Genomic DNA, 26,932 nt, shown 5'->3' on the forward strand with positions numbered 1-26,932 from the left:
TTGATCAGAACAGTTCATGCCAGCGATATTGGCCGAGTGCGCTCTGTCAATGAGGATTCGGTCTGGATCGGCGCGACGCGCCACGGTTATACACTCGGCATAATTGCCGATGGGATGGGTGGACATCAGGCTGGTGAAACCGCAAGCAGGCTCGCTTTGGAGACAATGAGGAATAACCTGGACGGGTTAGAGCCTGAACTTCAAGACGAAGCTCTGCGTGATGCGTTGTCAGCTGCTATTTTGGAAGCTAACAGCACTGTGTTCAGGGAGGCTTCCGGTGACGATAAGTATCATAATATGGGTACTACTGTCGTTGCTGTTCTTTTGAATGGATCAAACGGATATATTGGCCATATCGGAGACAGCAGAGCCTATTTAATAAAAGACAGTGCGGCAGTTCAACTAACCGAGGATCATACGCTAGTCAATGAGCTGTTCAAGAACGGTCAGATCAGTGTGGAGGAATTGGATAATCATCCGCGTCGTAATGTGCTGACGAGGGCGCTTGGAACAGATGCTGAGGTTGAGGTTGATATGGCGCCTATAGCTCTGTTACCAGGGGAAATTTTGCTTCTATGCAGCGATGGTTTAAGCAACTTTGTCACAAATGAGCATTTAGGCAAAGTAGCAGGTATACATGAGATATCGTTAGAGGAAAGAGCGGACCGTTTACTTCAGCTGGCACTGCTCGCCGGCGGTGGCGATAATATTAGCGTCGCTTTGTTAGAACATCATGGAGAGGCCGCTGTGCCCGAAACAAAGGAGTGGGATTGATGATCGGTCACGAATTGGGCGGCCGTTACCAAGTCATCGAACGGATCGGCGGAGGTGGAATGGCGCTCGTCTATAGAGCACATGACATTCTTTTAAACCGAAATGTCGCCATCAAAGTATTGCGCAATCAGTTTGTGCATGACGAGGAATTTATTCGCCGTTTTAGGCGTGAGGCGCAGTCTGCCGCATCTTTGTCTCATCCGAATGTCGTCAGCATATACGATGTAGGACAAGAAGACGAAATTCATTACATTGTCATGGAGTATATTGAGGGTCAGAATCTTAATGAAATTATAAAAGAACGAGCGCCATTGCAGGTTGATGAATCCGTACGGATCGCTTCACAAATCTGTGATGCCCTAGATCATGCGCATCAGAATCAAATTATTCATCGTGATATAAAACCACATAATATCCTGATCGGACGCAATGGACGGGTGAAAGTAACCGATTTTGGGATTGCCCGCGCAGTTACGTCAACAACCATTACACAGACCGGTTCTGTGGTCGGTTCAGTACATTATTTCTCGCCAGAGCATGCCAAAGGTGTCTCTACAGGAGAAAAGTCTGACTTGTATTCATTAGGTATTGTACTTTATCAAATGCTTACTGGAAGCCTGCCCTTTTTGGGAGAGAGTCCGATTAGTGTAGCTTTAAAACATCTGCAAGAAGAGTTTGAAGAGCCAAAACTTCTGAATCCACTCATTCCGCAAAGCGTTGAGAATGTAATTCTGAGATCAATGCGTAAAAACCCGGAGGAGCGGTACGACTCTGCCAAAGAAATGTTACAGGATTTGGAAACATGTTTATTGCCGGAGCGTCGCAGTGAGGCGAAGATTCTGTTCAACGATGAAGAAGACGAGGATCGTACGCGGGTTATCCCGGCGATAAAACCGATTCAAAGAAGCAATGGTAATCGTAATCATCGTGAGGAACGGATGGTTCGTGATGAAGATGATGAACCGGTGCCTTCAAGCAAAGGTAAAAAACAATGGGCAAAACCCACATTATGGATTGGGCTTACCTTACTGTTGCTGTTGGCTATGGCCAGTCTCGTATGGTACGTTAAATCACAGCTAGTTGTTCCTGAGGTTTCCGTTCCTTATGTAGTAGGTAAACAGATAGAACAAGCACAAACTGAGCTTGAGGATTTGGGGCTTGAGGTTGCTGATCCTATTCTGTATGACTACAGTCCGAATTTTGAAGAGAATGTGGTCATTAAGCAGAGTAGGGAAAAGGATGCCAAAGTGAAAAAAGGAGCGTCCCTTATACTCACTGTGAATACGGCTAAGCCATTACCCAAGATGCCAGATGTAGTTAACAAGAGCTTTGATGATGCGGTTAAGGCATTGATGGCGCTGGGTGTAGCCCAGGACAGGATTGATAATAAACCTCTCTATGACGAAAATACAGATGAAGGTCTCATTGTAAAATCTGACCCTGCATTAAATACTGAATTCGATCCTGAGACGGTTCAAATCACCCTTTACGTTAGTAAAGGAGAAGAAAGTGTACTGTTGCCAGATCTCATCGGTAAGACGGAGAGTGAGGCAAAGGCGCTGCTTGAAGGCGCCAAGCTTGTTCTTGGAGAAGTGAAGAAAGAATCCAGCTTCAGCATTGAAGAAGGTAAAGTAACAAAGACTTGGGCATTTGATAAAGGGACAGGTACTTCTGTTCCACCTGGAACAGCGATTACGATTTACTTAAGTACAGGTTATCCACCTGAAGCCCTGAATTATACCTTTAATGTGCCAGTCGCTCCTGCTCAGGATGGGAAAAAGAGCAAGATTCGTATCGAATTCGTGGATGCGCGCAATAATGGAGAGAAACAGGATTGGGGAACACGTACCATTGGAAAGAGCCAAGTGTTATCCGTTAATCTAGTATTGGCTCCTAATAAAGATGGTTCGGTTATTGTTACCCGTGACGGTGTGCTTTTGGACACTTATGTCATTCCTTATATCGATGCGAAGAACGGAACCGTTCAGGAGCCTGAACCACCAGTTATAGCAACACCACAGCCAACTCCAACACCTTCTGCTGAACCTACGCCTACAATTGAACCTACGATTGAACCGGAGATCTTGCCGGGTTCAGGTTCAGAGAATGACGGAGGGAATAACGGGGCGGTGAATCAGACAGGGTTCGTAAACAATAGTTCTATAAATAGTGAATCGACTAATAATGGCAATAATAAGCACAACAATAAAGGCAAGGATAAATCTAAAGATAAAAACAACAACTAAACAGGGTTTAACCTGAACGGTTGGCGTAGCGAAATGACCCGGGGATATCAGACTTGGGTCATTTTCGCAAAATCAGGAGAGGAAGGCTCACTATGTATGCCTGAAGGAATAATTGTTAAGGCGTTAAGCGGTTATTATTATGTGAAACCGCTCCGCGAAGGATTAATTGCGACTGAAGAGCATTCTGTTCAATGCAGAGGCCGAGGAATTCTCAAGAAAAAAGGGATCGCTCCGCTAGTTGGAGATCGGGTTATTTATATCCTTACTGAGCATGGAGAAGGAATGGTGGATGAACTTCTACCTAGAGAATCTGAACTGATTCGTCCACCTGTAGCGAATGTTAAGCTCGCAGTGCTTTTATTCTCCGTTCGGGAGCCCGATATGAACCTGAATCTGTTGGACAAGTTTCTAGTTCATATTGAGCATTCGGGTCTGGAACCCCTAATTGTTCTGACTAAACAGGATTTGGCGGATGATGATGGTGAAGCTACCCGTTATGTTAAAGAACTTTATGAGGATATCGGATATGAAGTGATGGTCACAAGTTCACTTACTGGTGCCGGAAGCGATGAGCTAAGACAAAGGCTTACTGGAGGCATCAGCGTATTTGCGGGTCAATCCGGGGTTGGTAAGTCCACCTTATTGAATCGTATTGTTCCAGGGCTTAAACTGGAGACTGGAGAGATCAGTTTACGATTGGGACGTGGTCGTCATACGACCCGTCATGTGGAGCTGATGGATATTGGTGGTGGAGGTTTTGTTGCAGATACCCCAGGTTTTAGTCAGCTTGATTTCTTGGAGCTTGGTGTAGAAGAGCTGTCCACTTGTTTTCGTGAATTTGCTCAATACGCATCCGATTGTAAGTTCCGGGGCTGCAGTCATCAGCATGAACCCGGCTGCCGTGTAATAGAGGCTTGGAAAGCAGGGGAAATTGCGGATAGTCGCTATGATCATTACAAACTGTTTTTTAATGAAATGAAAGATAAAAAGCGGAGGTACTAACATCATGATACGAATAGCACCATCTTTATTGTCGGCGGATTTCGCGCGTTTAGGTCCAGAAGTTGCAGAGGCGGAAGCCAGTGGTGGAGATTGGATACATGTGGATGTAATGGACGGTCATTTTGTGCCGAATATCACGTTGGGTCCACCTATTGTAAAAGCTGTATCGTTACATACCAAGCTGCCACTTGATGTTCACTTGATGATTGAGTCACCAGAACGTTATATCCCTGATTTTGCTGCAGCTGGTGCAAGTGTGATCACCGTTCACGCTGAGGCATGCGTTCATTTGCATCGTGTGGTTCATCAGATCAAGGAACTGGGGCTGAAGGCAAGTGTAGCAATTAATCCGGGTACTCCGGCTTCAGCGGTGCGTGAGGTGCTGGAGGATGTGGATATGATTCTGGTGATGACCGTTAATCCAGGCTTTGGTGGTCAAGCATTCATTCCTAACACTTTGCGCAAAATCACTCAAATTCGAGAATGGGCGAATGAAGTGAATCCAGATTTATTGATCGAAGTAGATGGTGGAGTATCGGAAGATACAGCACCATTGGTTGTGGCAGCTGGAGCCGATGTTTTGGTAGCGGGGAATGCAGTTTTTGGCCGGAGTGATCGTGCTGCGGCGATCCAAGGAATTCGAGAAGCAGCCGAATCAGCACTGTGTTAAAAAATAGGCGATTGAGACTAGAGGTATAGGCCAAGTCCTCGGTGCATAAATATGGTTACATGAGCAGAAATCTCATGTAGCCTTTTTTTGTTTTGGCAGGGAGGACTGCAGTTCGTTTCCGTTATTGACAAGAGGAAAGTCTCCTGCGTACGGCATGAATTGATGGGAGGGTAAATCATGAAATTTTACACGTTTAAGCTGCCAAGGTTTTTGGGAGGTTTTGTTAAAGCAATATTGAACACATTTCAGAAGAGTTAAGCCTCTAACAGAAAAGAAAACATGAAAAAAAGCACCTTACAAATGTAAAGGGTGCTTTTTGCTTCATATAAGTTATCGTTCGGTCTTAAAAATTGCTAAAGACTAAACGCGTTCAACTTTACCGGCTTTCAAAGCACGGGTGCTGACGTACACGCGTTTTGGTTTACCGTTCACGAGGATACGGACCTTCTGAACGTTAACTCCCCAAGAACGACGGTTGCGGTTATTAGCGTGAGACACGTGGTTGCCGCTGCTCGGTTTCTTGCCTGTTACTGCACATTTGCGGGACATAGATTACACCTCCTTATTTCTAACACCTGCATAAACAATACTTATCTATAATATCACAGCAAATTTTGCTACGTCAACCGATTCAAAAACATTTATTTCTTTTAATACTTATAGTACAATGTAAATTAGTGCATTATGTCCTGTTAATCATAGAATGATTAGGCATGAAGTTAGGAAGGGGAATTCTCAATTGAGTAAGCGTTCTATAAACGGAACAGATTTTACCGCTATGGTATTGGCTGGAGCGGATAAGCTGCAACAGCATGCAGAACACGTCAATTCCCTAAATGTTTTTCCGGTCCCAGACGGAGATACCGGTACAAACATGAATTTGACGATGACCGCAGGTGCGAATGAATTAAAGAAAAATAACACCACTTCTGTGGGCCAATGTGCAGGTGTACTCTCCAAGGGCTTATTAATGGGAGCTCGCGGGAATTCCGGCGTTATTTTGTCCCAGTTATTCAGAGGGTTTAGCAGGTATGCGGCTCAACATGATGAGCTTAACACACAGCAGTTCGCTGCTGCGCTGCAAACCGGAGTGGACGCTGCGTATAAAGCAGTTGTAAAGCCTGTAGAGGGAACTATTCTTACTGTAGCTAAAGAGGCTGCAAGACATGCTGTTTATTATGCCCGCCGTACTACTGACGTTGTGGAGCTGATGACAGAGGTATTAGCCAAAGCAAAAGAAGCCTTAGCTTATACGCCTGAGCAATTACCTGTATTGAAGCAAGTCGGTGTTGTAGATTCTGGCGGTCAAGGTTTGGTCTACATTTATGAAGGGTTTCACCAGCATCTGACGAACGGAAGTACCGGTCTGTCTGAATCTGTGCAAGGACAAACCCACACACCAGTTGCACCAGCGCCTAAACCCGTGTTAACGAAACCTGAAAATGAACTGTTTTCTGTACAGTCTTCTGCACAGTCACAGCTATCTACTGAAGATATAGAATTTCTATATGATATGGAGTTTTTCATTAATCGCCAGTTAGGCGTTAACGTGAGAACTAATTTTGATGAGGAAGCTTTTAGGAAAGCGTTGTCAGTTAATGGCGATTCCATTATTGTAATTTCGGATGATGAGACGATTAAAGTGCATGTGCACTCTAAGGCTCCAGGTGAAGTGATGAACTTGGCTCTTCTTTATGGGGAGATCACGCAGATTCACATTCTTAATATGCGAGAGCAGCATCGTGACCTGCTGACTGCGGGTATGGATATTGCACCGATGCCTGATGTGTTCGCTGATATGCCGAATGAGAAGAGTGCAGTGCAAATGTCTCCTGCTGAGCCACCAGCTGATGATTTGGCACCTTACGGCTTCATTGCGGTATCTTCTGGCGCAGGTATTGCTGATATTTTCAAAAGCCTTGGAGTGGACGTAGTCCTTGCTGGTGGTCAAACAATGAATCCTAGCACGGAGGATTTCGTGAACGCGATTTCTTCTATATCTGCGAAGCATGTTTATATTTTGCCGAATAACTCGAACATTGTTCTTGCCGCTCAACAAGCTAAAGATCTTCTAGAAGGCGAACGTGAGATTACGGTGATTCCAAGTAAAAGTATTCCACAGGGAATAGCAGCAGCTTTTGCGTTCCAAGAGGAAGATGCTGTGGAGACTAATTCTGAGAATATGCTGGAAGCAATCTCTCATGTGAAATCCGGACAAGTAACGAACGCTGTGCGTGATACAAGCTTTGATGGGCTGGAGATTAAGTCGGGCCAATTTATTGGGATTTCTAATTCCAAAATTGTTGCTGCGGCAGATGATCTTTTAGCTGCAAGTCAGGCGCTGTTATCCAACATGCTGGAGAATGGCGACGAAATCGTCACGATCCTTATTGGTGCAGAAACAGAATCCGAGGCTACTGATTCTTTGAGTGAGTGGCTGGAAGAGACTTATCCGAATGTGGAAGTTGAGATTCATGAGGGTGGCCAACCCCTGTATTATTATCTGTTCTCTGTAGAGCCATAGGTAGGAATTAATGGTTCTTTAACAATGGAGTAGAAATTTGCTATTGCGTAGTTGGCAAAATTATAGCTTGGGGGAGAAAATCCATGAATCGTACCATTATCGTCACCGACAGCACTTCAGATATCCCGCCAACAATGGCGGAAACGTACGGAATTGAGGTAGTACCGTTGACCTTAATGTTCGGCGAAGAGGCTTTTAGGGACAATCTGGATATGACTCCGGAGCAGTTCTATGAGCGTCTTCCCCGTACCTCACAGCTGCCGACTACTTCTCAACCCTCACCGGTTGAATATATGAATGTGTACCGCAGTATTCTGGAGCGTAACCCGGGCTGTTCTATCCTTTCCTTTCATATTTCTTCTGGACTGAGCGGGACTTATCAATCTGCATTGCTGGCTAAATCGATGCTGGAGGAAGAGGGAGAAGGAATCACTGTTGTGGATTCTCTCTCCGCTTCTTATGGTTTTGGATTTATGGTAGTGGAAGCTGCCAGAATGTCTGCTGAGGGCAAAGGACCTCAAGAGATACTTGAGGCTGTAGAAAGCCTACGTCAATCGCGTAAGCTTTACTTCTTAGTAGATACACTTGAATATTTACAAAAAGGCGGGAGAATTGGGAAAGCCTCCGCTATTCTGGGGACACTTCTGAATATTAAGCCGATCCTGTCCATTGATGCAGAAGGAATTATTTATGCGGTGGAGAAAGTTAGAGGCCGTAAGAAGGCTGTCGCCCGTATGATTGAACTGTTCAAGCGGGATCTGCAGGGTGTAAACAAAATCAATGTGGCCGTGGGTCATACGGCTGAACCGGCTTCCGGCGAGGAGTTCCTGAATGAGCTTGCAGGACACTTCACCTTGGAAGAAAAAGTGCTGACGAACGTCGGCCCTGTCGTGGGCAGCCATGTCGGTAACGGTACATTAGCTGTGTTCATTTGGCCTGCAAAATGAGGGATAAATATGACACTGGCATTAAATCAAATTGAAGTAAAAAACATAACTGGCGTGAGTGCTCAAAAGCAAAGCGAGCTTCACGCCTTTGGCGTCTTTACAGTAAAGGATTTATTAGAGTATTATCCGTTCCGCTACGAGGATTATCGGCCCCGCTCGCTTAGCGAGACTAAACACGGGGATAAAGTGACCGTTGAGGCAAAAGTGATCGGTATCCCTGTGCTGCAGCGCTTTGGCGGCAAGTCACGTCTCAGCTGTAAGCTGGTTGCAGAGCCCTGGATGTTCACAGCAACCTGGTTTAACCGCCATTACGTAAGAGAGCAACTCACTGTGGGACGGGAAATTGTGCTGACCGGAAAATGGGATCAGAAGCGCAATCAGATTACAGTGACTGATTATGAATTTCCGGATCGTGGTGAAGGGAAGACGGGAACACTGCAGCCGGTCTATTCAGTAGGTGGTAAGATCACGCAGTCATGGATCAGGAAGGTTATTAATCAGGGACTTCAGCAGTATGGGGATCTGATTCCAGAAATTTTACCGCATTCTATTATGAGGGAATATGACTTCATGCCGCGTAAACGGGCCATTGCCACTATTCATAGGCCTGAGGACACTCGTGAAGGGCAGCAGGGGCGCCGTAGGATGGTGTATGAGGAACTATTCCTGTTCCAGTTGAAGATGCAAGCGTTCAGGGTTCTGAACCGCGGGCGGATGGATGGGGTAGTCCACACAGTGGATAACGCGACGGTACGCCAGTTCGTACGCAGTCTGCCCTTTGAGCTTACAGATGCGCAGAAACGTGTAGAGCTGGAGATTTTACATGATCTGCGTTCACCATATTGCATGAATCGTCTGCTGCAAGGAGATGTTGGCTCAGGTAAAACAGTGCTTGCGGCAGTGGCGCTTTTTGCTACGGTAAGATCTGGTTTTCAGGGTGCACTTATGGTGCCTACAGAGATTTTGGCAGAGCAGCATATGCGTTCACTTACCAGAATGTTTGAGCCGTTTGGGATTACTGTAGGACTCCTTACGGGCAGTGTGACTGGCCGAAAACGTAAAGAATTATTGGCCTCGTTGCAAATGGGGATGCTTGATATCGTGGTAGGAACACATGCTTTGATTCAGGAGGATGTATTTTTCCGTGATCTGGGTCTTGTAGTAACTGACGAGCAGCATCGTTTTGGTGTGAATCAGCGTGGTGTATTGCGGCGTAAAGGATATAATCCAGATGTACTGACGATGACGGCGACGCCTATTCCTCGTACGCTTGCTATCTCTGTTTTTGGAGATATGGATGTATCCACTTTATCTGAGAGGCCGAAAGGCCGGGTGCCAATAACTAGCTACTGGGTAAAGCATGATCTCATGGATCGTGTGCTGAATCTGATTAAGCGTGAAATTGATCTCGGTCGTCAAGCTTATCTGATCTGTCCGCTTATTGAAGAGTCCGAGAAGCTGGATGTGCAGAATGCTATTGATTTGCATATTCAGATGAGCCAAGCTTTCCCTAGCTATAAAGTTGGGCTTTTACATGGTAAAATGACTCCCGCTGAAAAAGATGAAGTGATGCGGGCGTTTTATAACAATGAGCTGCAGCTGCTTGTGTCCACTACGGTGGTGGAGGTGGGTGTAGACGTTCCTAATGCTACATTGATGATCATTATGGATGCGGATCGTTTTGGCCTGTCACAGCTGCACCAGCTGCGTGGACGGGTAGGAAGAGGGCAGCATGCCTCTTTTTGTGTGTTGGTAGCTGATCCAAAATCTGAAATCGGACGTGAGCGAATGACTGCCATGACCGATACGGATGACGGATTTGAGATTTCCAGAAGGGATTTGGAGCTGCGTGGTCCGGGAGACTTTTTTGGGACAAAGCAGAGTGGATTACCGGAGTTTCGGCTGGCAGATATGACGGCTGACTTTGAAATTCTCGAGCAGGCGCGGGATGATGTTGCAGAGCTGCTTAAGGATGAAGCCTTTTGGACATCACCTGAATATGCATCTCTTCGGCATTATTTACAGAGTGAACAGATCTTCCAAGGAGAATTAATTGACTAACTAGGCACATGTAGCACCGAAGGCTCATATACTGTGAAAGATTGGATATGACGGGAGGTGCTACACTTGGGTTATCAACAATTCGGAATTAGCCCTCAGTTGGTGGATCGCATCAAGCTGAAGATGAAAAACTCGACTGTGAAGGATCGTATCAAAAGTATGATTGAGGGCATCTCGAAACAGGAGCTGCAGGATCCTGCGGTTGTTCGCAGATTGGTACGAAAAGCGTCAGGTGTATTGAACGAGAAATTGACCTCGACACAGGAAGAACAAATTGTGAAGTTTATCATCGCGCAGAAAATCGATCCGAACAACACCTTTCATTTGATCCGCTTGTGGGGAATGTTCCGTTAAGTAGCGTATTAAATGAAAAGTAGGGGTTGTCCATAGATGTTTTTTTCATCGTATGTGACAGTCTGCAAGCAGCGATCCTCCTATTACTGGAGGATCGCTGCTTTGCTTTTTTGGCCGTAGTTACGGCAAGCTGCAATATGTCTCTATTCCGGACAACCGTTGCCTCCGAATCATAGTCATTCGTCGTCCGGTACCGCTGAATGATGTTCATCCATCGTTTGATGCCACCGAATCATGTTCATCTATCGTCCGATCCCGCCGAATCATGATCATCCGCTATCCGATCCCGCCGAATTATATCCATCCTACGTCTAATACCACCGAATCATAGTCATCCGCCGTCCGATACCCCGAATCACATTCACCCGCCGTAAGATGTCGCCGAATCATGTTCATCCACTGTCCGATCCCGCCGAATCAAGTTCATCCACCGTCCGCTGACCCCGAATCATGTTCATCCGCAAGTCGATCCCGCCGAATTATGTTCATCCGCTGAGGTATTCGGACTCCAATGACGTTATTTACAAATATATCGCCTTTGGAGCAAGGTTTCGGACTCCAGTGCAGTTATTCATAAGAAATAGACTCGTAGTTGGTGTTTTTTGTGCCAATTGGAGCTATGCGGTCCGATAGCATTCAAAATTCAGGATAATTCCGCGTATAAGGTCCGCTGTGTCCGATGCCACCGAATTCCATTCATCTGCCGTGGGGTACCGCTGAATTATGTTTATCCATCGTCTGATGCTACCGATTCATGTTCATATATAGTCTGATGCTACCGTATCAACTTCATCTGCTGTCGGGTACCACCGAATCTTGTTCATCCGCAAGTCGATCCCGTCGAATCATGATCATCCGCTGTGGCTTTCGGACTCCAATGACGTTATTCACAAATATATCGCCTTTGGAGCAAGGTTTCGGACCCCAGTGCAGTTATTCATAAGAAATAAGCTCATAGTTGGCGTTTTTTGTGCCAATAGGAGCTATGGGGTCCGATAGCATCCAAAATTCAGGGTAATTTCGCGTATAAGGTCTCCTGTGCCCGATGCCACCGAATTCCATTCATCTGCCGTGGGGTACCGCTGAATTATATTTATCCATCGTCTGATGCTACCGAATCAAGTTCATCTGCTGTAGGGTACTACCGAATCTTGTTCATCCGCAAGTCGCTACCGCCGAATCATGATCATCCGCAAGTCGCTACCGCCGAATCATGATCATCCGCTGTGGCATTCGGACTCCAATGACGTTATTCACAAATATATCGCCTTTGGAGCAAGGTTTCGGACCCCAGTGCAGTTATTCATAAGAAATAAGCTCATAGTTGGCGTTTTTTGTGCCAATAGGAGCTATGGGTCCGATAGCATCCAAAATTCAGGATTATTTCGCGTATAAGGTCTCCTAAGTCCGATAGCTGCCTCAATCGCGCAAACATGTTAGATTAAGCGAAGTTTGAGGCCTCGATCAAGAAGTTTTGGGTCTCAAACAAAAAAAAGGAGTCTTCGCTCAAGAAATTAGGTCTCGCTCAGAAAAATTGGTTGCGATCAAAGGCTAAATTCAAAAAGAAGGGAGCGTTCCAGCCATTTTCATGGCTTAAGGGCGCTCCCTTTTTTTATTCGTGTAAGCGTGTTTGTCTATGATCTTTAGTGGCTGATCTGAACACAATTTGGCTCTCTGAATCACACTGTAGAACGAGTGCCCGAAGATGCTCTTCTTCCATTCTGTTCGTCAGACAAAACAACGTGCTAACCTCTCCATCTTGCCCTGAACCTTCAGCAATCGCAGCTTCTCGGTTTAGGGAGCTTGCGATTGCTTGCTGAATGTCCAAACATCGGCTGCTGGTAATCCAAGCAGTGCGGGAGTGGGATAATCCCCGTAGTGAGATACGAACACCTTCGAAAGCCAGCAGGTAGGCAATAATAGAATACATTGCTTGCTCCCAACCGAACAATGTTCCTGCAAAAAGCAGAATTGCACAGTTCAGGATCATAATAACGACTTCCGTTGATTTTGGAGGTCCGCCGCTCAGCAGAGAATACCCCTGGTCACTGGCTTGTTTATTTACACCGCCGAATCTCACAGATATTCCAATACCTACTCCAAGACAGATGCCTCCTGCCATTGCGGCAGGTAAAGGATCGCTAATCACAGCAGGAAAACGATGCAGCGCAAGAGACGCGATGGTTAGGCAGGTTAATCCCAAAACAGTGTAAAGAGCAAAGCGGAGATTTACTTGTTTTCGCGACATAAATATAAAGGGCAGGTTGAATAGAAATAGAAACAATCCAAGCTGCATTTCAGTAGTATGAGCGAATAATGCGGATAAACCTGTAATCCCGCCGACAACAAGGCCATGTGGCATTAAAAATAATTCCAATCCTACAGCAGCAAGCAATGCGCCGGCAATGACTGTGAGAACTCGGAAGGTAGAGCTTCTTTGTAGCTGTTGACGTTGATTTATTTTGTTCTGCATAGTTTTTCCTCCTTCAACAGGGGAAACGACCTTACTTATTTTCAGTGGCTATGGCAGATTTTTTGAATATTCGTGCATCATGTCGTTTCTCAAAGTTGAATACTTTATCCGTTATTTTACAAATCTATTTAGATTCCTTCGTCAGACGATGTCCAAGGATAACATGGATCAGCACGTAAATGGCTGGGAATGTCTGCAAATAGTTGCAAATGGTTGCGAACGGCTGCAAATGGCTGCAAATAGTGAAGACTAGCCAGCACTCCGCCTGCTTTACCCAAATTGGCTAAAACAATTTAAAGTTTATCCCGTGAGACTATAGGCATCCAATGATAGATGAAGCATGAAGGCTGTGACCAACGCTACGTCCGGCCAGTAAGCCTGCAACGAAGTTGCGCCAATCAGTATAACGATAACTGCTGCAAGGGAGTACCAGAGCGCCTCACCGCCTAAGGTGGGTGGATGTAACTTAGTCTCAAGCTGAAGAAGAAGATGGCACCTAAGAAATAACGAAATAGGATCACGAGCTTTTCAATTCGTCTAACATGTTCGGTTTCAGCGAGGACAAGTCCACTAGTAGTGCGCCAATAACTTCTGTCTGCTAGACGAGTACTCTCGGAGAATCCAGCAATCAAGAATAGTGCTGCGAATATTACTAATGTAAAAGCGCTCCGGAACGGATATCCAGAACATGGTTCAGCCAAGATACTTGCTTTCTTCCAGTGGATGATGAGCAATGCGAGCATGTATAGCCACCGGGAAATCCGCATCTCTATAATTCATGAACCTAAGATTTTTATCAATTGAAGTTCTAAATTCCCTTCAGCCGACATTCATTTAGGGCAGAGGTGAACTTCGTTAGTGGAGTGAAATTAGAAAATGAGACGTGAATTTTAACAGGTACAGCCGCAGTCGAAGCAGGAATTTATAAATCACTGGACGGAACAGTAAAGAAAGTACAGGGAGTATTGCAATTACCGCAAGGGACTTCGCTCCCCACTGTTCAGTTATTTTGATGGCTCCTACCTGAGGGGTTATTTGAGGTGCAATCCTTACGGGAGGTGTAAACTTTCGCTCGTAGCGTTCAATTTCGGATGTCGTTGATTCTTGCTCCGTAGTGAATATTCCTCCAGACCAGGCAGGTGGAAAAGAAAACATCATTCCCAGAATTAGGACGATACGAAGAAACCAATGTAGTGATAAACGCGCTATATATTGCACCGAAATAACACCTCCCAACTGTATGTAGTATAAAAAGCATACCATACCTTTTCCTTTGAATCCAAATTGTTTTGTGAAAAAAATTCATATATAGATGATGAAAACATGAAACCGAACGGGAAAAATGACGTATTTCGCAGCATAGATAACTTTTATTATCTAGTTTCAGTCAGGAGGGATAAATTTGAGCGAATGGCAGGATTTTAACGGTTTTGATGAGCGCAGCTTTTTCGGAAGTTTCATTCATGAGATGCCACTGTTTTTTAAATTATTTGCTTTGCTTTTTCTTGGCCTTTTCGTTTTTATAATTGTTAAATCAGTGAGAATCTGGATGTCCAATAACGCAAGTCCTTTGATAAAAGCAAACTGCACAGCGGTCACCAAACGAACCGAGGTATGGGGTGGATCCGGTGAATCGAGAGCAAATACTAGTTATTACGTTACGTTTGAGTTTGCCGATGGCTCTCGTTTAGAGTTGCAGGTAAGAGATCAGGATTTTGGCCTGATTGTAGAAGGGGACCGAGGTGAACTCCTATATCAAGGGACTAGGTTTAAAAGCTTCAATCGCGATTTGAAGAAAGAACATCTAAATTTCTAAAAAAGTACATACCATTTAAGAATCACCATGCCTGTTTTGGGTAAAACTCATATGAGAGGTTTTACCAGATCTCAATTCTGGAAGGAGGCTATGGTCTTGAATTCAAATAATTCACAATCGCAAGGGCTGGTACCCTTCCATACACTGGGCGAGGAAGAAGTGCTGAATAGGCTGGAAACTCGGAAAGAGGGTTTATCTTCCGATGAAGCGGCTAAACTTCTGGAGCGATATGGGAAGAATGTACTGCAAGAAGCGAAGGCTAAATCGCTATTAGAAAAGTTTATCGAACAATTTAAAAATGTAATGATCTTTATTTTGCTAGTAGCAGCTGTATTGTCAGGAGTTTTGGGGGAATGGACGGATACGATTATTATTTTGCTTGTAGTCATTCTGAACGCGGTGCTTGGAGTTATTCAGGAAAATAAGGCGGAGCAGGCACTCGATGCGCTTAAAAGCATGTCCTCTCCGCATGCCAGAGTAAGACGTTCCGGTCAGGTTACTGAGATAAAAAGTGAAGACCTCGTACCCGGGGATATCGTATTACTGGAAGCCGGAAATGTAGTTCCGGCGGATATAAGACTTTTGGAAGCCGCATCGTTAAAGACGGAGGAAGCCGCGCTTACAGGAGAATCATTGCCATCAGAAAAGCGGGCCGGTGTGCTTGAAGGCAGCGACATTGTAATCGGTGACCGCACCAATATGGCTTATATGAGCAGCAGTGTTACTTATGGCCGGGCGGTTGGTGTCGTTACAACAACAGGAATGCAGACGGAGGTCGGTAGAATTGCCGGTTATATCTCGGAGGAAGATAATGATGTAACACCGCTGCAAAAAAAGCTGGATGAACTAGGGAAATATTTCACCTTTATTATTCTTGGCGTTTGCGTGATTATCTTTGCCGTTGGGATCTTCGAGGGAAGAGAGCTAATGGATATGCTACTCACCTCGATCTCACTTGCGGTAGCGGCTATCCCGGAAGGGCTGCCAGCAATTGTTACGATCATTCTCGCGCTTGGTGTGCAGCGAATGGCGGGACGAAAAGCGATCATTCGCAAGCTTCCTGCCGTGGAGACACTCGGAAGTACAGAGATTATATGCTCCGATAAGACAGGTACTTTAACATTAAATAAAATGACTGTCGAAAAAGTACATGTCAACGGAAAGACCACTGATTCCAGTGCAGGACTTGAAGGGATTCCTGGTGGTGAGTTATTGCTTCAAGCTATGACGCTTTGTAATGACTCCAGCATTGACGAAGGAAAGACTCCTAGTGAAACTGAAGCAAAAGCTGGAAACAAGGATCCCCAAACCAAGAGCGGAAAAGCAATCATCGGCGACCCGACAGAGACCGCGTTAGTCGATTATGCGCTTAGTATAGGTACTGACAAAAGGGAGCTTGAAAAGAAATATCCACGTAAAAATGAGCTGCCTTTTGACTCTGATCGCAAGCTGATGACAACGATTCATGAGGTAGAAGATGGTCGATATCGTGTGCTGACAAAGGGTGCACCAGATGTACTTTTGTCCAAATGCAGCCATATTTATGTGGTTGGAGAAATTGTACCTCTACAAGACGAACATAAGCGGAATATCATGGAGAGTAATAAAATGCTCGCAAATGACGCACTTCGAGTGTTGGCGTTTGCTTTCCGAGATGAGGAGCAGCTGCCGACCGATCTCTCACCAGATACCACGGAGAAAGAGTTAGTATTTATTGGTTTGGTTGGTATGATAGACCCGCCGCGTGAGGAAGTACGGGATGCGGTAGCCATCTGCCGTAAAGCGGGAATAAGACCTGTAATGATTACAGGGGATCATCGTGATACAGCAGCGGCTATTGCCAAAAGATTAGGGATTATTGAAGATGAATCAGGTGTATTAACGGGCAGTGAGCTGGATAAATTCAGCGAAGAGGAATTTGCGGAGAAGGTTACCGATTATTCGGTTTATGCACGCGTCTCTCCTGAACACAAGGTGCGTATCGTTAAGGCTTGGCGGCAAAAAGGAAAAATTGTGGCGATGACCGGAGATGGTGTAAATGATGCTCCTGCACTTAAATCATCCGACATCGGTGTGGGTATGGGGATAACCGGAACGGATGTTGCCAAGGGTGTATCAGATATGGTGCTTGCCGACGATAACTTTACGACTATAGTTGTTGCCGTTGAAGAAGGACGGAAAGTTTACAGCAATATCCGCAAAGCAATCCAGTTCCTTCTCTCCGCTAACCTTGGGGAAGTGCTGACATTATTTATTGCCACTATGATTGGTTGGCGTATTCTAGAGCCGATCCATATCCTGTGGATTAATCTCGTTACGGATACTTTACCTGCACTTGCCCTCGGGCTTGAGAAAGCCGGTGAGGATGTAATGGCGAAGAAGCCGCGTAAAGCAAGCAGTAGCATCTTTGCTGGCGGCGTGGGGATTGGGATTATATATCAAGGGATTATAGAAGCGGCGCTTACGTTATTCGTGTACCAATGGGCGCATACGCATTACAATGAAGGTATTGCGGTTACAATGGCCTTTGCCACATTAGGATTACTGCAAATTGCCCATGCTTTTAACGTCAGATCCAATAAAAAATCGCTATTCCAGATCGGTTGGTTCAGCAATCGGTATATGTTATGGGCGTCGCTGATCTCTATACTAATGCTTGTGCTTGTGATCATCATCCCGGGCTTAAACGACTGGTTTGGTGTCTCACATTTAAGTGGATTACAGTGGGGAATAGTATGTGCAGCAGCTGTAGCGATTATTGTCATAGTAGAACTTGTAAAGCTGTTTGTCCGGATAAGCGGAAGGGGCAAGAGCTGGGATTAAGAATTTGGTTAAGAGTTGTAGTCAAAAAGCCTGAATCCCTTCAATAGGGATTCAGGCTTTTTGAATGATTTCTTTTAAAGTATGGGAAGCTTATAAAACACGTTGCATGTGGAGGATTACATTACTCCAATAACCTGAGTCGAGGTCACTGATCTGAACTCCGGGTTCGCCCCAAGTGTGGATAAACTTTCCGTCTCCAATGTAAATACCGACATGACCAGGTATAGCATCACTTTCAAATCGGCCGGGAACGGTAAAAAAGATAAGATCTCCTACATCCAGTTCGCTTCGACTTACACGAGTACCTAAATTATCTTGATCTTTAGCTAAACGAGGTAAGCTGACACCGAATTTTTTGAAAACATGCTTTGTAAAAGAAGAGCAATCAAATTTTTTGGTTTCTTCATAAGATCCAGCGCCAAAGTCGTAGGGTACACCTAAGAAATTTTTGGCAAAAGCGACTAACTCCTTTTTATCCGCTTCAGAAATACTTTGAATGCGTAAAGATTTAGATTCACTCGTGGATTCGACCGTCGATAATTTTTCGATAGTCTTACGTTCGGACGGTGTAGCAATGTTTATCTCACCCGACTGGGGATTCCAGCCTACTTCTGTTTGCAGAAATTTGGACAAGGCTAAAGGGGTGATATAGATTTGCCCTTCTTGTCGTCTAGGGGCTTGTGGCAGTGTGATTTTTTCCCCAAGTGAGAATACCTGTGGTGAGCCAGGGCGCAGCATATACATAACATCGCTATAACCGATTTTAGTGTATCCATCACTTGAACCATCATCTTTCATCCGATATCCGAGCGAAGTAACCGCAGGCTTAAGTGGAATCCAGTACTTTCCCTGAGCGTCAGTAATTGCAGATTGTTCATAATAACTGGAGGCATTTGTTCCATCAGGAGTTAGCGCGTTAACCTTAGGTTTTTGCGATTGAGATGAATAACCGCAGGATGAACTCGTTAAAGCGACAGCAAGCAATACAGTAGCGGTGGTTAGTAGTCTTTTGTGATTATTAGCCATTTAACACGCTCCATCTTCAAACTGTAAATTAAGTTTGTGCAGGGCGATTTTTTTTATGTAAAAGAAACGAAGGCAATCGTTGTAAGAGACAACCAAGCATTACCTGTTTTGATGTCATATATTCTTCAGAATTTGAAATCTATGGAAATATGATAAGTGATTGACGGATAAACAACCTCCATATAATATAGGTTTAATAGATTTCTATCATTAATGTGAGGTACGTGTAAGCTTATGCTTTAATGCTTTTATCGATAAAAGTGATAATGCTGAGTCGCTCACCTTGATGTATGCGTTAATAAACTAATGAAATGGGGTACTTTGATGAAAAAGAGAAACATTTTGGCGGGATTAAGCTTATGCTTCATGCTCGTAGCAGCTGGTTGTGGTAACAATAACACTGCGGGAAACGCAGGAAATGCAGCGAATTCCGGTAATTCCCCTACGAATGCAGGAGCAGCAGATTCAAAAACGTACAAAATTGCGATCTCGCAATATGTGGAGCACCCCTCACTTGATGCTACACGTGAAGGAATTCTCGCTGCTTTGAAGGATGCAGGAATCGTTGAAGGTGAGAACCTGAAGGTTGACCTTGAGAATGCTCAGGCTGATCAAGCGAATAACTTGTCCATTGCTCAAAAGATTGCCGCTGACTCTAATGATTTGGTATTGGCAATTGCAACGCCTTCCGCTCAATCAATTGTTCAAGCACTCAGCAAAGCAAGTAAGGATACACCGATTTTATTCGCAGCCGTAACTGACCCACTCGACGCGAAGATTGTCACGGATCTGGAGCATCCAGGTGGCAATGTATCAGGGGTATCGGACACCAATCCCGAAGCGATTAACAGATTAATGCAATTTATAGCTACCCAATTTCCTAACGTGAAAAAGCTGGGCATCGTTATTAATGAAGGTGAACCAAATGCAGTAATTATGGCTGAGATTGCTAAAAAAGAGTTGGATAAACATGGAATCGAGCTAGTGAAGGCTGCCATCACGAATACCTCTGAAGTCAAACAAGCTGCAGAATCACTTGTGGGTCGTGTAGATGCATTCTACATTACTTTGGATAACACAGTCGTAAGTGCAGTGGATACCATTATTCAAACAGCTAATGACAAGAAAATTCCCTTCTTCTCCAGTGACCGTGATACGGTTGAAAAGGGAGCTTTCGCCACCGTTGGTTTTAAATATTTCGATCATGGCTATCAAGTGGGTCAAATGGCCGTGGATATTTTGAAAAATGGTAAAAAGCCAGCTGATATGAAAGTAACCATGCAAGAAAAACTCGATCTCATTCTTAACCTGAAATCTGCAGCAGCGCAAGGCATAGAAGTGACTGATGCAATGAAGGCAGAAGTTGCCGATCAAGCTAACAATATTATTCAATAAGCCATTATATAGGGGCGATTTCGTGAGAACGCCCCTTTCCGCTCGAAGGAGGAAGTCATCTATGTTAAATTCGATGCTCGGGGCCGTTGAAATGGGACTGCTTTACGCATTTATGGCTTTAGGTGTATACATTACCTTTCGTATTCTTGATTTCCCTGATTTGACTGTAGATGGGAGCTTTACCACTGGTGGTGCCATTGCCGCTGTTATGATTACTAACGGTTATGCACCATGGCTTGCTACCCTGGCCGCTATTGCTGGTGGAATGCTGGCAGGAATGTGTACGGGCCTATTACATACGAAAGGCAAGATTAATGGACTGTTATCCGGGATTTTGATGATGATTGCACTCTATTCCATTAATCTGCGGATATTTGGTGGCAAACCGAACTGGTCTTTAATGGGCGACACTACCTTGTTCACTTCCATTGATCCTCTGCTCGTTCTGCCGTTTGTAGTTATTTTTGTGAAAATAGTAATGGATTTATTCCTGCGTACAGATCTTGGACTTGCGCTGCGGGCTACCGGAGATAATGCAAGAATGATCCGTAGTCTGGGTGTGAACACGGATAATACCACTATTCTTGGTGTCAGTTTATCCAATGGAATGGTGGCGCTCTCGGGGGCGTTAATCACTCAGTATTCTACTTTTGCGGATTCCTCTATGGGTATTGGGATGATTGTAATCGGGTTAGCTTCGGTGATCATCGGTGAAGCCATATTCGGTGCTAAAAATGTATTTCGGGCCACATTGGCTGTTGTGCTCGGATCCATAGTTTACCGGATCGTAGTTGCACTTGCCTTGCGGGTACCGTGGCTGAAAGCTTCGGATCTTAAGCTGATCACAGCAATTATCGTTATTTTCGCTCTTGTATTCCCGTCGATTCAGCGTTTCCTGAAGCAGAAGAATATGGCGCGGAGGCGTTCCGTTGAATTAGCTGAGCAGGCGCTAAGCAGCAAGAGAGGAGGCACCATCGATGCTTAAACTGGAGAACGTATCTAAGCTGTTCAATCCCGGAACACCCGATGAGAAAATAGCGCTGCTCGGCATTGACTTGGAGCTTCTTCCCGGTGATTTTGTCACCATCATTGGAAGTAATGGAGCTGGTAAATCTACGTTGATGAACATTATTTCCGGTGTCATGAAGCCGGATCTGGGTACAGCCAGCATTGAGGGAAATTCAATCAGCCATTTGGCGGAATTTCAACGGAGTCGTTGGATCGGCCGTGTCTTTCAGGACCCAATGGCGGGTACGGCTCCACATATGACGATTGAAGAAAATTTAGCTATGGCTTATAAAAGAGGCAAAAGCAGAGGGTTAACCTTTGGCGTAAATAAAGCTAAAAGAGCTTTGTTTCGCGATGAGCTAAGCCGTCTGGGGATTGGGCTGGAAGATCGCCTGCGGGCAAAAGTAGGGTTGTTGTCAGGGGGAGAGAGACAAGCGCTAAGTCTGCTAATGGCGACCTTTACTCAACCGCAAATTTTACTTTTAGATGAACATACAGCAGCCCTTGACCCTTCTCGTGCGGAGCTGATTACTAAACTGACAGAGTCCATTGTCCGAGAGATGAAGTTAACCACCCTAATGGTTACTCATAACATGGAACAGGCCATTCGTCTTGGCAATCGTCTGATCATGATGGATAAGGGCCGTATTATTTTGGATATCGATGAGGAACGTAAAAAAGATCTTACTGTAGAACGGCTGCTCGGAGAATTCGAGACAATCAGCGGACATAAATTGGCAGATGACCGAATGATGCTGGGCTAGTCAGTTGTAGCTGTGAAGGTAGCTCAATATAAGGGCTTGAAGTGAAGTCTGATTCTGGATTTCATTTCGAGCCCTTTTTTACATAGGAATTTTTTCGCCGAGCCATTATACTATCCTTATCTTTCAGTTCACGGAAATTTACCCAAATGGAACATTATGGTTTATAATGGAATTATAGTGATAATAAATGAAAATTATCATATTTAGGGAGCGGAGAATGCAGATGATTTGGAAAAATGTTAGCGCTTACAGAAGTTCGGGCATTTTCAACAAAATGATACTGATTATTTCCTTTTTGCTTCTACTTTCCTTTTTATTCTCTTTGACCGTTTTACAATATGTGTATCGTATCTATGACAAGCAAATTTATGAAAAGGCCTCTGAGGTACTGGGGATGTCCTCCATTAGCATCGAAAATGCCCTAAGAGAATTGGATCAGCTTTCTTTTACAGTGGTGTCTGATGAGCAAATTCAGGAATGCCTGCGCCAATTGCAGAATGATCCACAGCCTTATGAAAGACAAGTTCTACATAACAAGATCATAAACAGGCTGGTTGCTTTTGCAGGGGCAGAGAAATACGTTTATTCCATGATGCTGATGGATACGAGTGGCGGAGTAATGACTGCGGGCAATCGTGAAGGAGTATCACAGGATCTGCAGGATCAGTTAAAGCCGTTAGCTGCGGAAGCTAGCGGGAGTATAGTGTGGTATCCGCAAGGAAACAGAAATTCACTTTTGGCGGTTCGGCAGATTAAATCTTATACAGGGTCAACGTTTACGCTGGATGATCTGGGTACACTCGTGATCCGTATTCGGATCGATCTAATCATTGCGGATAGTACGAGCGAAACTGACCAATTAATCGCAGTTGATGCCACGACGGGACAGGCAATCTATCCTGAAGCGCCGATTCTTTTGCCAGAAGAGCTTAAAGAAGAGACAGAACGTCCGGAGCTATATCGCACGGCCAAATATCAAGAAGGTACTTATTTTATAACCAAGACGAAATCATCTTATATAGATTGGATCTACATCAATGCCACTCCATTTAATGAGATGTTCAAACATATTACTTTTGTCAAAAAGCTGGTCGTCATCATATTCGCACTAATCTTATTAATTGGTCTCCTTTTAGGCTACAGGCTTGCTCGCAGTATTGTACGTCCGATCTCTAAGCTGACCAAAAAAATGAAGCAAATCGAGAAGGGCGATCTGGACAATCTGGAGGAACAGTCATTAGGTGTGGTTTCACAGACTGCGCAGGACGAGGTTAGTCAGCTAAACCGGACTTTTAAAATGATGATCCGCAGGATCAGAGAGCTTATTGATGAGAACTATGCGAAGCAGCTGATTATTAGAGAGACAGAGCTAAAAGCTTTGCAGGCCCAGATTAATCCGCATTTTTTGTACAATACACTGGAATCAATCAACTGGTTAGCCAAAATGAACAAACAAGCCAAAATCTCAGAAATGGTAGAAGCGCTCGGTTACTTGTTCCGCAGCTCTATTGGTCTAAAGGATCCGCTGATTACACTAGAAAAAGAGATCACTATCGTGCGCAATTATGTCATTATCCAGAAAACACGGTTTGATGAGAGGCTTGATTTCCGGATGGATGTACCTGAACATCTGCATGACGCTTTGATTCCGAAGCTGACCTTGCAGCCTTTAATCGAAAATGCTATCCGCTATGCACTAGAGCCTAATATTGAACCGTGTACCATTTCTATAACAGTTAGTGAAGAAGAGCAGGGCCTCGATATCAGAGTCAGTGATAATGGACCGGGAATGAGCGCTGAATTTATCAAAGATTTGCAGATGGGAAGAGTTAAGACCCGTGGAGAAGGCATCGGCTTAGCTAACATCGCGGAAAGGATTCAAATCGTCTTTGGCCCTGAATGGGGCACTTCCATAGAAAGTAAACCGGGTCAAGGAACAACTATACATGTGCGTATACCTTACTTAAAAGGAGTGCTAGAGAATGTATAAACTGCTGCTGGTGGATGATGAACGCTTGATTCTGGAAGGGATATCGCAGGTTGTGGACTGGGGACGAGCGGGAACAGAGCTTGTAGGCACGGCGTGGAACGGGATTGAGGCTTTGGTGAAAATAGAGGAGCTTAACCCTGAAATAGTGATTACGGATATTTCTATGCCTGGTTTAGATGGTTTGGGACTGGTGCAAAAATGCAGTGAACGATTTCCAGACGTGAAATTCGTTATGCTGACTGGTTATAAGGATTTTGATTATGCTTGTATTGCTATGCAGAACGGGGTTAAACATTATCTTTTAAAGCCGTGCAATGAGAATCAGATCCATGATGCACTGGTTGAGCTGGTAGCAGAGCTCGATGAACAGAAGAGCCGGGGCGAATTCGTAAATAGCATGAAACAACGTCTTCAGAAGGTATTGCCCCATGTGAAAGAACAATTTTTGAAGGAATGGATCTCTAACAAAACTTATGGAAGTCAGGATCTAGAGTACTATCAGGAATTATTCGGCATTGAACTCAATGACAAAACGGTACGCTTGCTCCTGTTCCGACTAGAAGGTTCTTACGAATATGAGCAATTGTTCGCTCTGCAAAATATTGCCCAGGACGTACTTCAGGAAACACTCCTGAGTGCGACGATAGGCGGTCATTTATTAATATTACTGGAAGACGAAGGAAATACGATGCGGAATAGCCCCTTGCTTAAACGTATCGCTGAAGTAAGAGAGGTATTCTGCAAGTTTTATAAAATGGATGTGACAATCGCGATTAGTGATGCTGACCTTATGATTCATTCCCGGAGATTGTATCGTCAGACCTTGCAGTGCCTGAACCATCGTTTTTATTTGGAGGCGGGCGGTTTGATTACCGGGAGTGATATCCCAAGTGATGAGCTAAGTGGAAGAAATGATATCGAGCTAGATGAAGAGCATATTTGTCTACTTATAAAAGCAGGCGATCAAAATACGGTTGAGCTGGAATTGGAACGATTATTCAACTTGCTCGCAGATGAGCGGTTAGATATTAACGTGACGCGTTCTTATGTTTTACAGTTATATTCCGCTATGATTCGTTTAGCAGTCCCTGATGAAAGAAATAGCTTCACATCAGGCTTGGCGGAGCTTGCCGAAATTAGAACCTTGGGAGGTTTAAAAGCATACGTCAAAGAGGCAGCGGTTCGCTTAACAGCGATGTATGACCGACATTTTAGTTCCCGGCAATCACTTATTGTAGACAAAATGTTCAAAATTATCGCAGAGGATTACAAGAATGCAGAGCTGTCGCTTAGCTCGGTCGCTGCTGAAATGTTATATATGAATCCCGACTATCTAGGCAAAATATTCAAGAAAATTACCGGAGAGAAATTCTCGAATTACGTAACCAATTACCGGATTGCTAAAGCATCGGAGCATATTTTGAGAAGTGGGGATGTAAGAGTATTTGAGCTGGCTGAAATGTTCGGCTTCGGTGGAAATGCACAATATTTCAGTCAGGTATTTAAAAAAGTAACCGGCCAGACCCCTACAGATTTCATGAAACCCCCTCAAGCGAACTGATTATTGAACAAACAAGACGGTTTTTTGTATTCAATAATCACGGAATATTTGAGAAAATTTAACCAATGAAAGCGCTACCTAAAGGGATCAGAGCCTTTACACTATCATAGGAAAAGGGGACATGAAATTGAAAAAGAGATTCGCTTTACTAGCCGTACCATTATTGCTGTCGTCGATGTTAGCTGGTTGCGGTGGAGGTAACAACAATAATAATGCTGCCGCTACGGATTCCGCTACAAATACTCCTTCAGAAACGAAACCTGCGGCCACAACCTCAGCAGAACCAGTAACCCTGCGAATCGCATGGTGGGGTGGAGATACAAGACATTCTTATACACAACAAGTTATTGATATGTATGAAGCCAAATATCCGAATGTAACCATTGAGCCTGAATATGCATCCTTTGATGATTACTGGAAAAAGCTTGCTCCGCAAGCTGCTGCAAATAGACTTCCTGATATCGTTCAAATGGATATTTCCTATATTAATCAATATGGATCTAATGGACAGCTCGAAGATTTGAAACCTTATTTGAACTCTCAGATTCAAGTCGGCGATGTGAATGAGAACGTGCTGAGTACTGGAGTGATCGGTGAGAAGCAATACGGAATTCCGTTAGGGGTTAACGTACTTGGTTTTCAATATGATCCAGAATTGCTGAAAAAGGCAGGTGTTGATTCTATCCCAGAGAATTGGACTTGGGATCAATACAAGGAAATCGCCGCAAAAGCTAAGTCGGCTGGACTGTATATGGACGGTTCCATGGCAGCAGACGTGTTCTTCAACTATTATCTGCGTACAAAAGGGCTGGCACTCTATAACAATGATGGTTCCGCACTTGGCTATGAGGACGATGCGTTGTTCACTGACTTTTTCGGAATGTTGTCTGGTTTGATTAAAGATGGAGCGGTCCCATCACAAGACAAACTGAGCCAAAATAAAGGGGTTATTGAAGAGTCGGATATTGTTAAAGGGACAGGTATCGGTGTATGGCAATGGTCGAACCAATACGTTGCTTTGCAAATCGCTGTAAATCGTCCTATGGAGCTGGCACAAATGCCTGGTCCAGATATGGATAAAGGGCTTTACATGCAGCCAAGTATGTACTGGTCAATTACTTCTAACTCTAAAGTGAAGGAAGAAGCAGCGAAGTTCGTTGATTTCTGGATTAATGATGTGGAAGCTAACAACCTGATCAAAGGCGAACGCGGAGTACCGATTTCAAGCAAAATCAAAGAATCTGTAGCTACACAATTAACTGATTCCGGTAAGCAAGTATTTAAGTTTGTTGCTGACATGGAGCCTACTACTTCACCTATGAGTCCACCGGTAGGATCACCAGAGGTTGTAGCCCTGCTTACAGACCTTGCTGAACAAATGAACTTCGGAAAAATCGATCCAGCAGCAGCAGCAGCACAGTTCCGAAAAGAAGCGAACTCTATTCTCTCCAGCCGTTAATCGTAGGGTAACAGATAACTATACTGCGTCTCACATGGG

General features: G+C 44.5%; 21 protein-coding genes. 17 read left to right on the forward strand and 4 right to left on the reverse strand.

Annotated features, from left to right (window positions below; genetic code table 11):
- From MHB37_RS13390 to spoVM, 5 genes are all read left to right on the forward strand, one after another.
- On the forward strand, nucleotides 1-774 hold the full coding sequence (locus MHB37_RS13390; RefSeq protein ID WP_076129149.1) for a Stp1/IreP family PP2C-type Ser/Thr phosphatase: 774 nt from the start codon (nucleotides 1-3) through the stop codon (nucleotides 772-774).
- A complete protein-coding gene (gene pknB / locus MHB37_RS13395; RefSeq protein WP_076179563.1) occupies nucleotides 774-3,020 on the forward strand; it encodes a Stk1 family PASTA domain-containing Ser/Thr kinase in 2,247 nt (748 codons plus the stop codon). Before MHB37_RS13390 ends, pknB begins: the two co-directional genes overlap by 1 nt.
- A 96-nt stretch (nucleotides 3,021-3,116) precedes the next feature.
- Nucleotides 3,117-4,022: a ribosome small subunit-dependent GTPase A gene (gene rsgA / locus MHB37_RS13400; RefSeq protein WP_076179562.1), complete on the forward strand. Its 906-nt coding sequence runs from the start codon at nucleotides 3,117-3,119 to the stop codon at nucleotides 4,020-4,022.
- Between the two features lie 4 nt (nucleotides 4,023-4,026).
- Nucleotides 4,027-4,692, forward strand: a complete 666-nt coding sequence (rpe, locus tag MHB37_RS13405; RefSeq protein WP_076189881.1) for a ribulose-phosphate 3-epimerase — start codon at nucleotides 4,027-4,029, stop codon at nucleotides 4,690-4,692.
- A gap of 177 nt (nucleotides 4,693-4,869) precedes the next feature.
- On the forward strand, nucleotides 4,870-4,950 hold the full coding sequence (gene spoVM, locus MHB37_RS13410; protein ID WP_020431362.1) for a stage V sporulation protein SpoVM: 81 nt from the start codon (nucleotides 4,870-4,872) through the stop codon (nucleotides 4,948-4,950).
- Between the two features lie 102 nt (nucleotides 4,951-5,052).
- On the opposite strand, the gene rpmB is transcribed toward spoVM, so the two are convergent.
- The gene (rpmB, locus tag MHB37_RS13415; protein WP_036686205.1) at nucleotides 5,053-5,241 is read right to left on the reverse strand and encodes a 50S ribosomal protein L28; all 189 of its coding nucleotides are present in this window, start codon (nucleotides 5,239-5,241) and stop codon (nucleotides 5,053-5,055) included.
- A gap of 190 nt (nucleotides 5,242-5,431) precedes the next feature.
- On the opposite strand from rpmB, the gene MHB37_RS13420 reads away from it, so the two are divergent.
- The 4 genes from MHB37_RS13420 (at nucleotide 5,432) to MHB37_RS13435 (ending at nucleotide 10,578) form a co-directional block, all read left to right on the forward strand.
- Nucleotides 5,432-7,216: a DAK2 domain-containing protein gene (locus MHB37_RS13420; RefSeq protein WP_076217713.1), complete on the forward strand. Its 1,785-nt coding sequence runs from the start codon at nucleotides 5,432-5,434 to the stop codon at nucleotides 7,214-7,216.
- 83 nt (nucleotides 7,217-7,299) lie between these two features.
- Nucleotides 7,300-8,163 carry a DegV family protein gene (locus MHB37_RS13425; protein WP_405169493.1) on the forward strand — a complete coding sequence of 288 codons (864 nt, stop codon included), beginning with the start codon at nucleotides 7,300-7,302 and terminating at the stop codon, nucleotides 8,161-8,163.
- A gap of 9 nt (nucleotides 8,164-8,172) precedes the next feature.
- On the forward strand, nucleotides 8,173-10,224 hold the full coding sequence (gene recG / locus MHB37_RS13430; RefSeq protein WP_405169494.1) for an ATP-dependent DNA helicase RecG: 2,052 nt from the start codon (nucleotides 8,173-8,175) through the stop codon (nucleotides 10,222-10,224).
- Nucleotides 10,225-10,290: 66 nt separating this feature from the next.
- Nucleotides 10,291-10,578 carry a stage VI sporulation protein F gene (locus tag MHB37_RS13435; protein ID WP_036686212.1) on the forward strand — a complete coding sequence of 96 codons (288 nt, stop codon included), beginning with the start codon at nucleotides 10,291-10,293 and terminating at the stop codon, nucleotides 10,576-10,578.
- 1,612 nt (nucleotides 10,579-12,190) lie between these two features.
- Here the strand turns inward: MHB37_RS13435 and MHB37_RS13440 are convergent.
- Complete coding sequence (locus tag MHB37_RS13440; protein WP_076125880.1) at nucleotides 12,191-13,051, reverse strand: YitT family protein; 861 nt, start codon at nucleotides 13,049-13,051, stop codon at nucleotides 12,191-12,193.
- An 855-nt stretch (nucleotides 13,052-13,906) separates the two neighbouring features.
- Nucleotides 13,907-14,269: a hypothetical protein gene (locus MHB37_RS13445; protein WP_076189885.1), complete on the reverse strand. Its 363-nt coding sequence runs from the start codon at nucleotides 14,267-14,269 to the stop codon at nucleotides 13,907-13,909.
- Nucleotides 14,270-14,453: 184 nt separating this feature from the next.
- On the opposite strand from MHB37_RS13445, the gene MHB37_RS13450 reads away from it, so the two are divergent.
- The gene (locus MHB37_RS13450; protein WP_254848946.1) at nucleotides 14,454-14,867 is read left to right on the forward strand and encodes a DUF2500 domain-containing protein; all 414 of its coding nucleotides are present in this window, start codon (nucleotides 14,454-14,456) and stop codon (nucleotides 14,865-14,867) included.
- 126 nt (nucleotides 14,868-14,993) lie between these two features.
- On the forward strand, nucleotides 14,994-17,690 hold the full coding sequence (locus MHB37_RS13455; RefSeq protein WP_218642197.1) for a calcium-translocating P-type ATPase, SERCA-type: 2,697 nt from the start codon (nucleotides 14,994-14,996) through the stop codon (nucleotides 17,688-17,690).
- A 90-nt stretch (nucleotides 17,691-17,780) separates the two neighbouring features.
- Here MHB37_RS13455 and MHB37_RS13460 read toward each other — a convergent pair whose 3' ends face one another.
- Nucleotides 17,781-18,716 carry a C40 family peptidase gene (locus MHB37_RS13460; protein WP_076189887.1) on the reverse strand — a complete coding sequence of 312 codons (936 nt, stop codon included), beginning with the start codon at nucleotides 18,714-18,716 and terminating at the stop codon, nucleotides 17,781-17,783.
- A 324-nt stretch (nucleotides 18,717-19,040) separates the two neighbouring features.
- Here MHB37_RS13460 and MHB37_RS13465 point away from each other — a divergent pair, with 324 nt between their 5' ends.
- The 6 genes from MHB37_RS13465 to MHB37_RS13490 all read left to right on the forward strand — a co-directional run bounded on the left by MHB37_RS13465 (nucleotide 19,041) and on the right by MHB37_RS13490 (nucleotide 26,893).
- Nucleotides 19,041-20,111: an ABC transporter substrate-binding protein gene (locus tag MHB37_RS13465; RefSeq protein ID WP_076125887.1), complete on the forward strand. Its 1,071-nt coding sequence runs from the start codon at nucleotides 19,041-19,043 to the stop codon at nucleotides 20,109-20,111.
- A gap of 61 nt (nucleotides 20,112-20,172) precedes the next feature.
- The gene (locus MHB37_RS13470) at nucleotides 20,173-21,096 is read left to right on the forward strand and encodes an ABC transporter permease (protein WP_036686219.1); all 924 of its coding nucleotides are present in this window, start codon (nucleotides 20,173-20,175) and stop codon (nucleotides 21,094-21,096) included.
- The gene (locus MHB37_RS13475; protein ID WP_076135466.1) at nucleotides 21,089-21,883 is read left to right on the forward strand and encodes an ABC transporter ATP-binding protein; all 795 of its coding nucleotides are present in this window, start codon (nucleotides 21,089-21,091) and stop codon (nucleotides 21,881-21,883) included. The genes MHB37_RS13470 and MHB37_RS13475 overlap by 8 nt, the downstream gene beginning before the upstream one ends.
- Nucleotides 21,884-22,106: 223 nt before the next feature.
- Nucleotides 22,107-23,873, forward strand: a complete 1,767-nt coding sequence (locus MHB37_RS13480) for a sensor histidine kinase (RefSeq protein WP_076301953.1) — start codon at nucleotides 22,107-22,109, stop codon at nucleotides 23,871-23,873.
- Nucleotides 23,866-25,434: a response regulator gene (locus tag MHB37_RS13485; RefSeq protein WP_076301816.1), complete on the forward strand. Its 1,569-nt coding sequence runs from the start codon at nucleotides 23,866-23,868 to the stop codon at nucleotides 25,432-25,434. The genes MHB37_RS13480 and MHB37_RS13485 overlap by 8 nt, the downstream gene beginning before the upstream one ends.
- Nucleotides 25,435-25,555: 121 nt before the next feature.
- Complete coding sequence (locus MHB37_RS13490; RefSeq protein ID WP_036686225.1) at nucleotides 25,556-26,893, forward strand: extracellular solute-binding protein; 1,338 nt, start codon at nucleotides 25,556-25,558, stop codon at nucleotides 26,891-26,893.
- Nucleotides 26,894-26,932: the final 39 nt, after the last annotated feature.

Origin of the sequence: Paenibacillus sp. FSL H3-0286 (assembly GCF_045040705.1) — a bacterium.
GTDB classification, from domain to species: Bacteria; Bacillota; Bacilli; order Paenibacillales; family Paenibacillaceae; genus Paenibacillus_AQ; species Paenibacillus_AQ odorifer.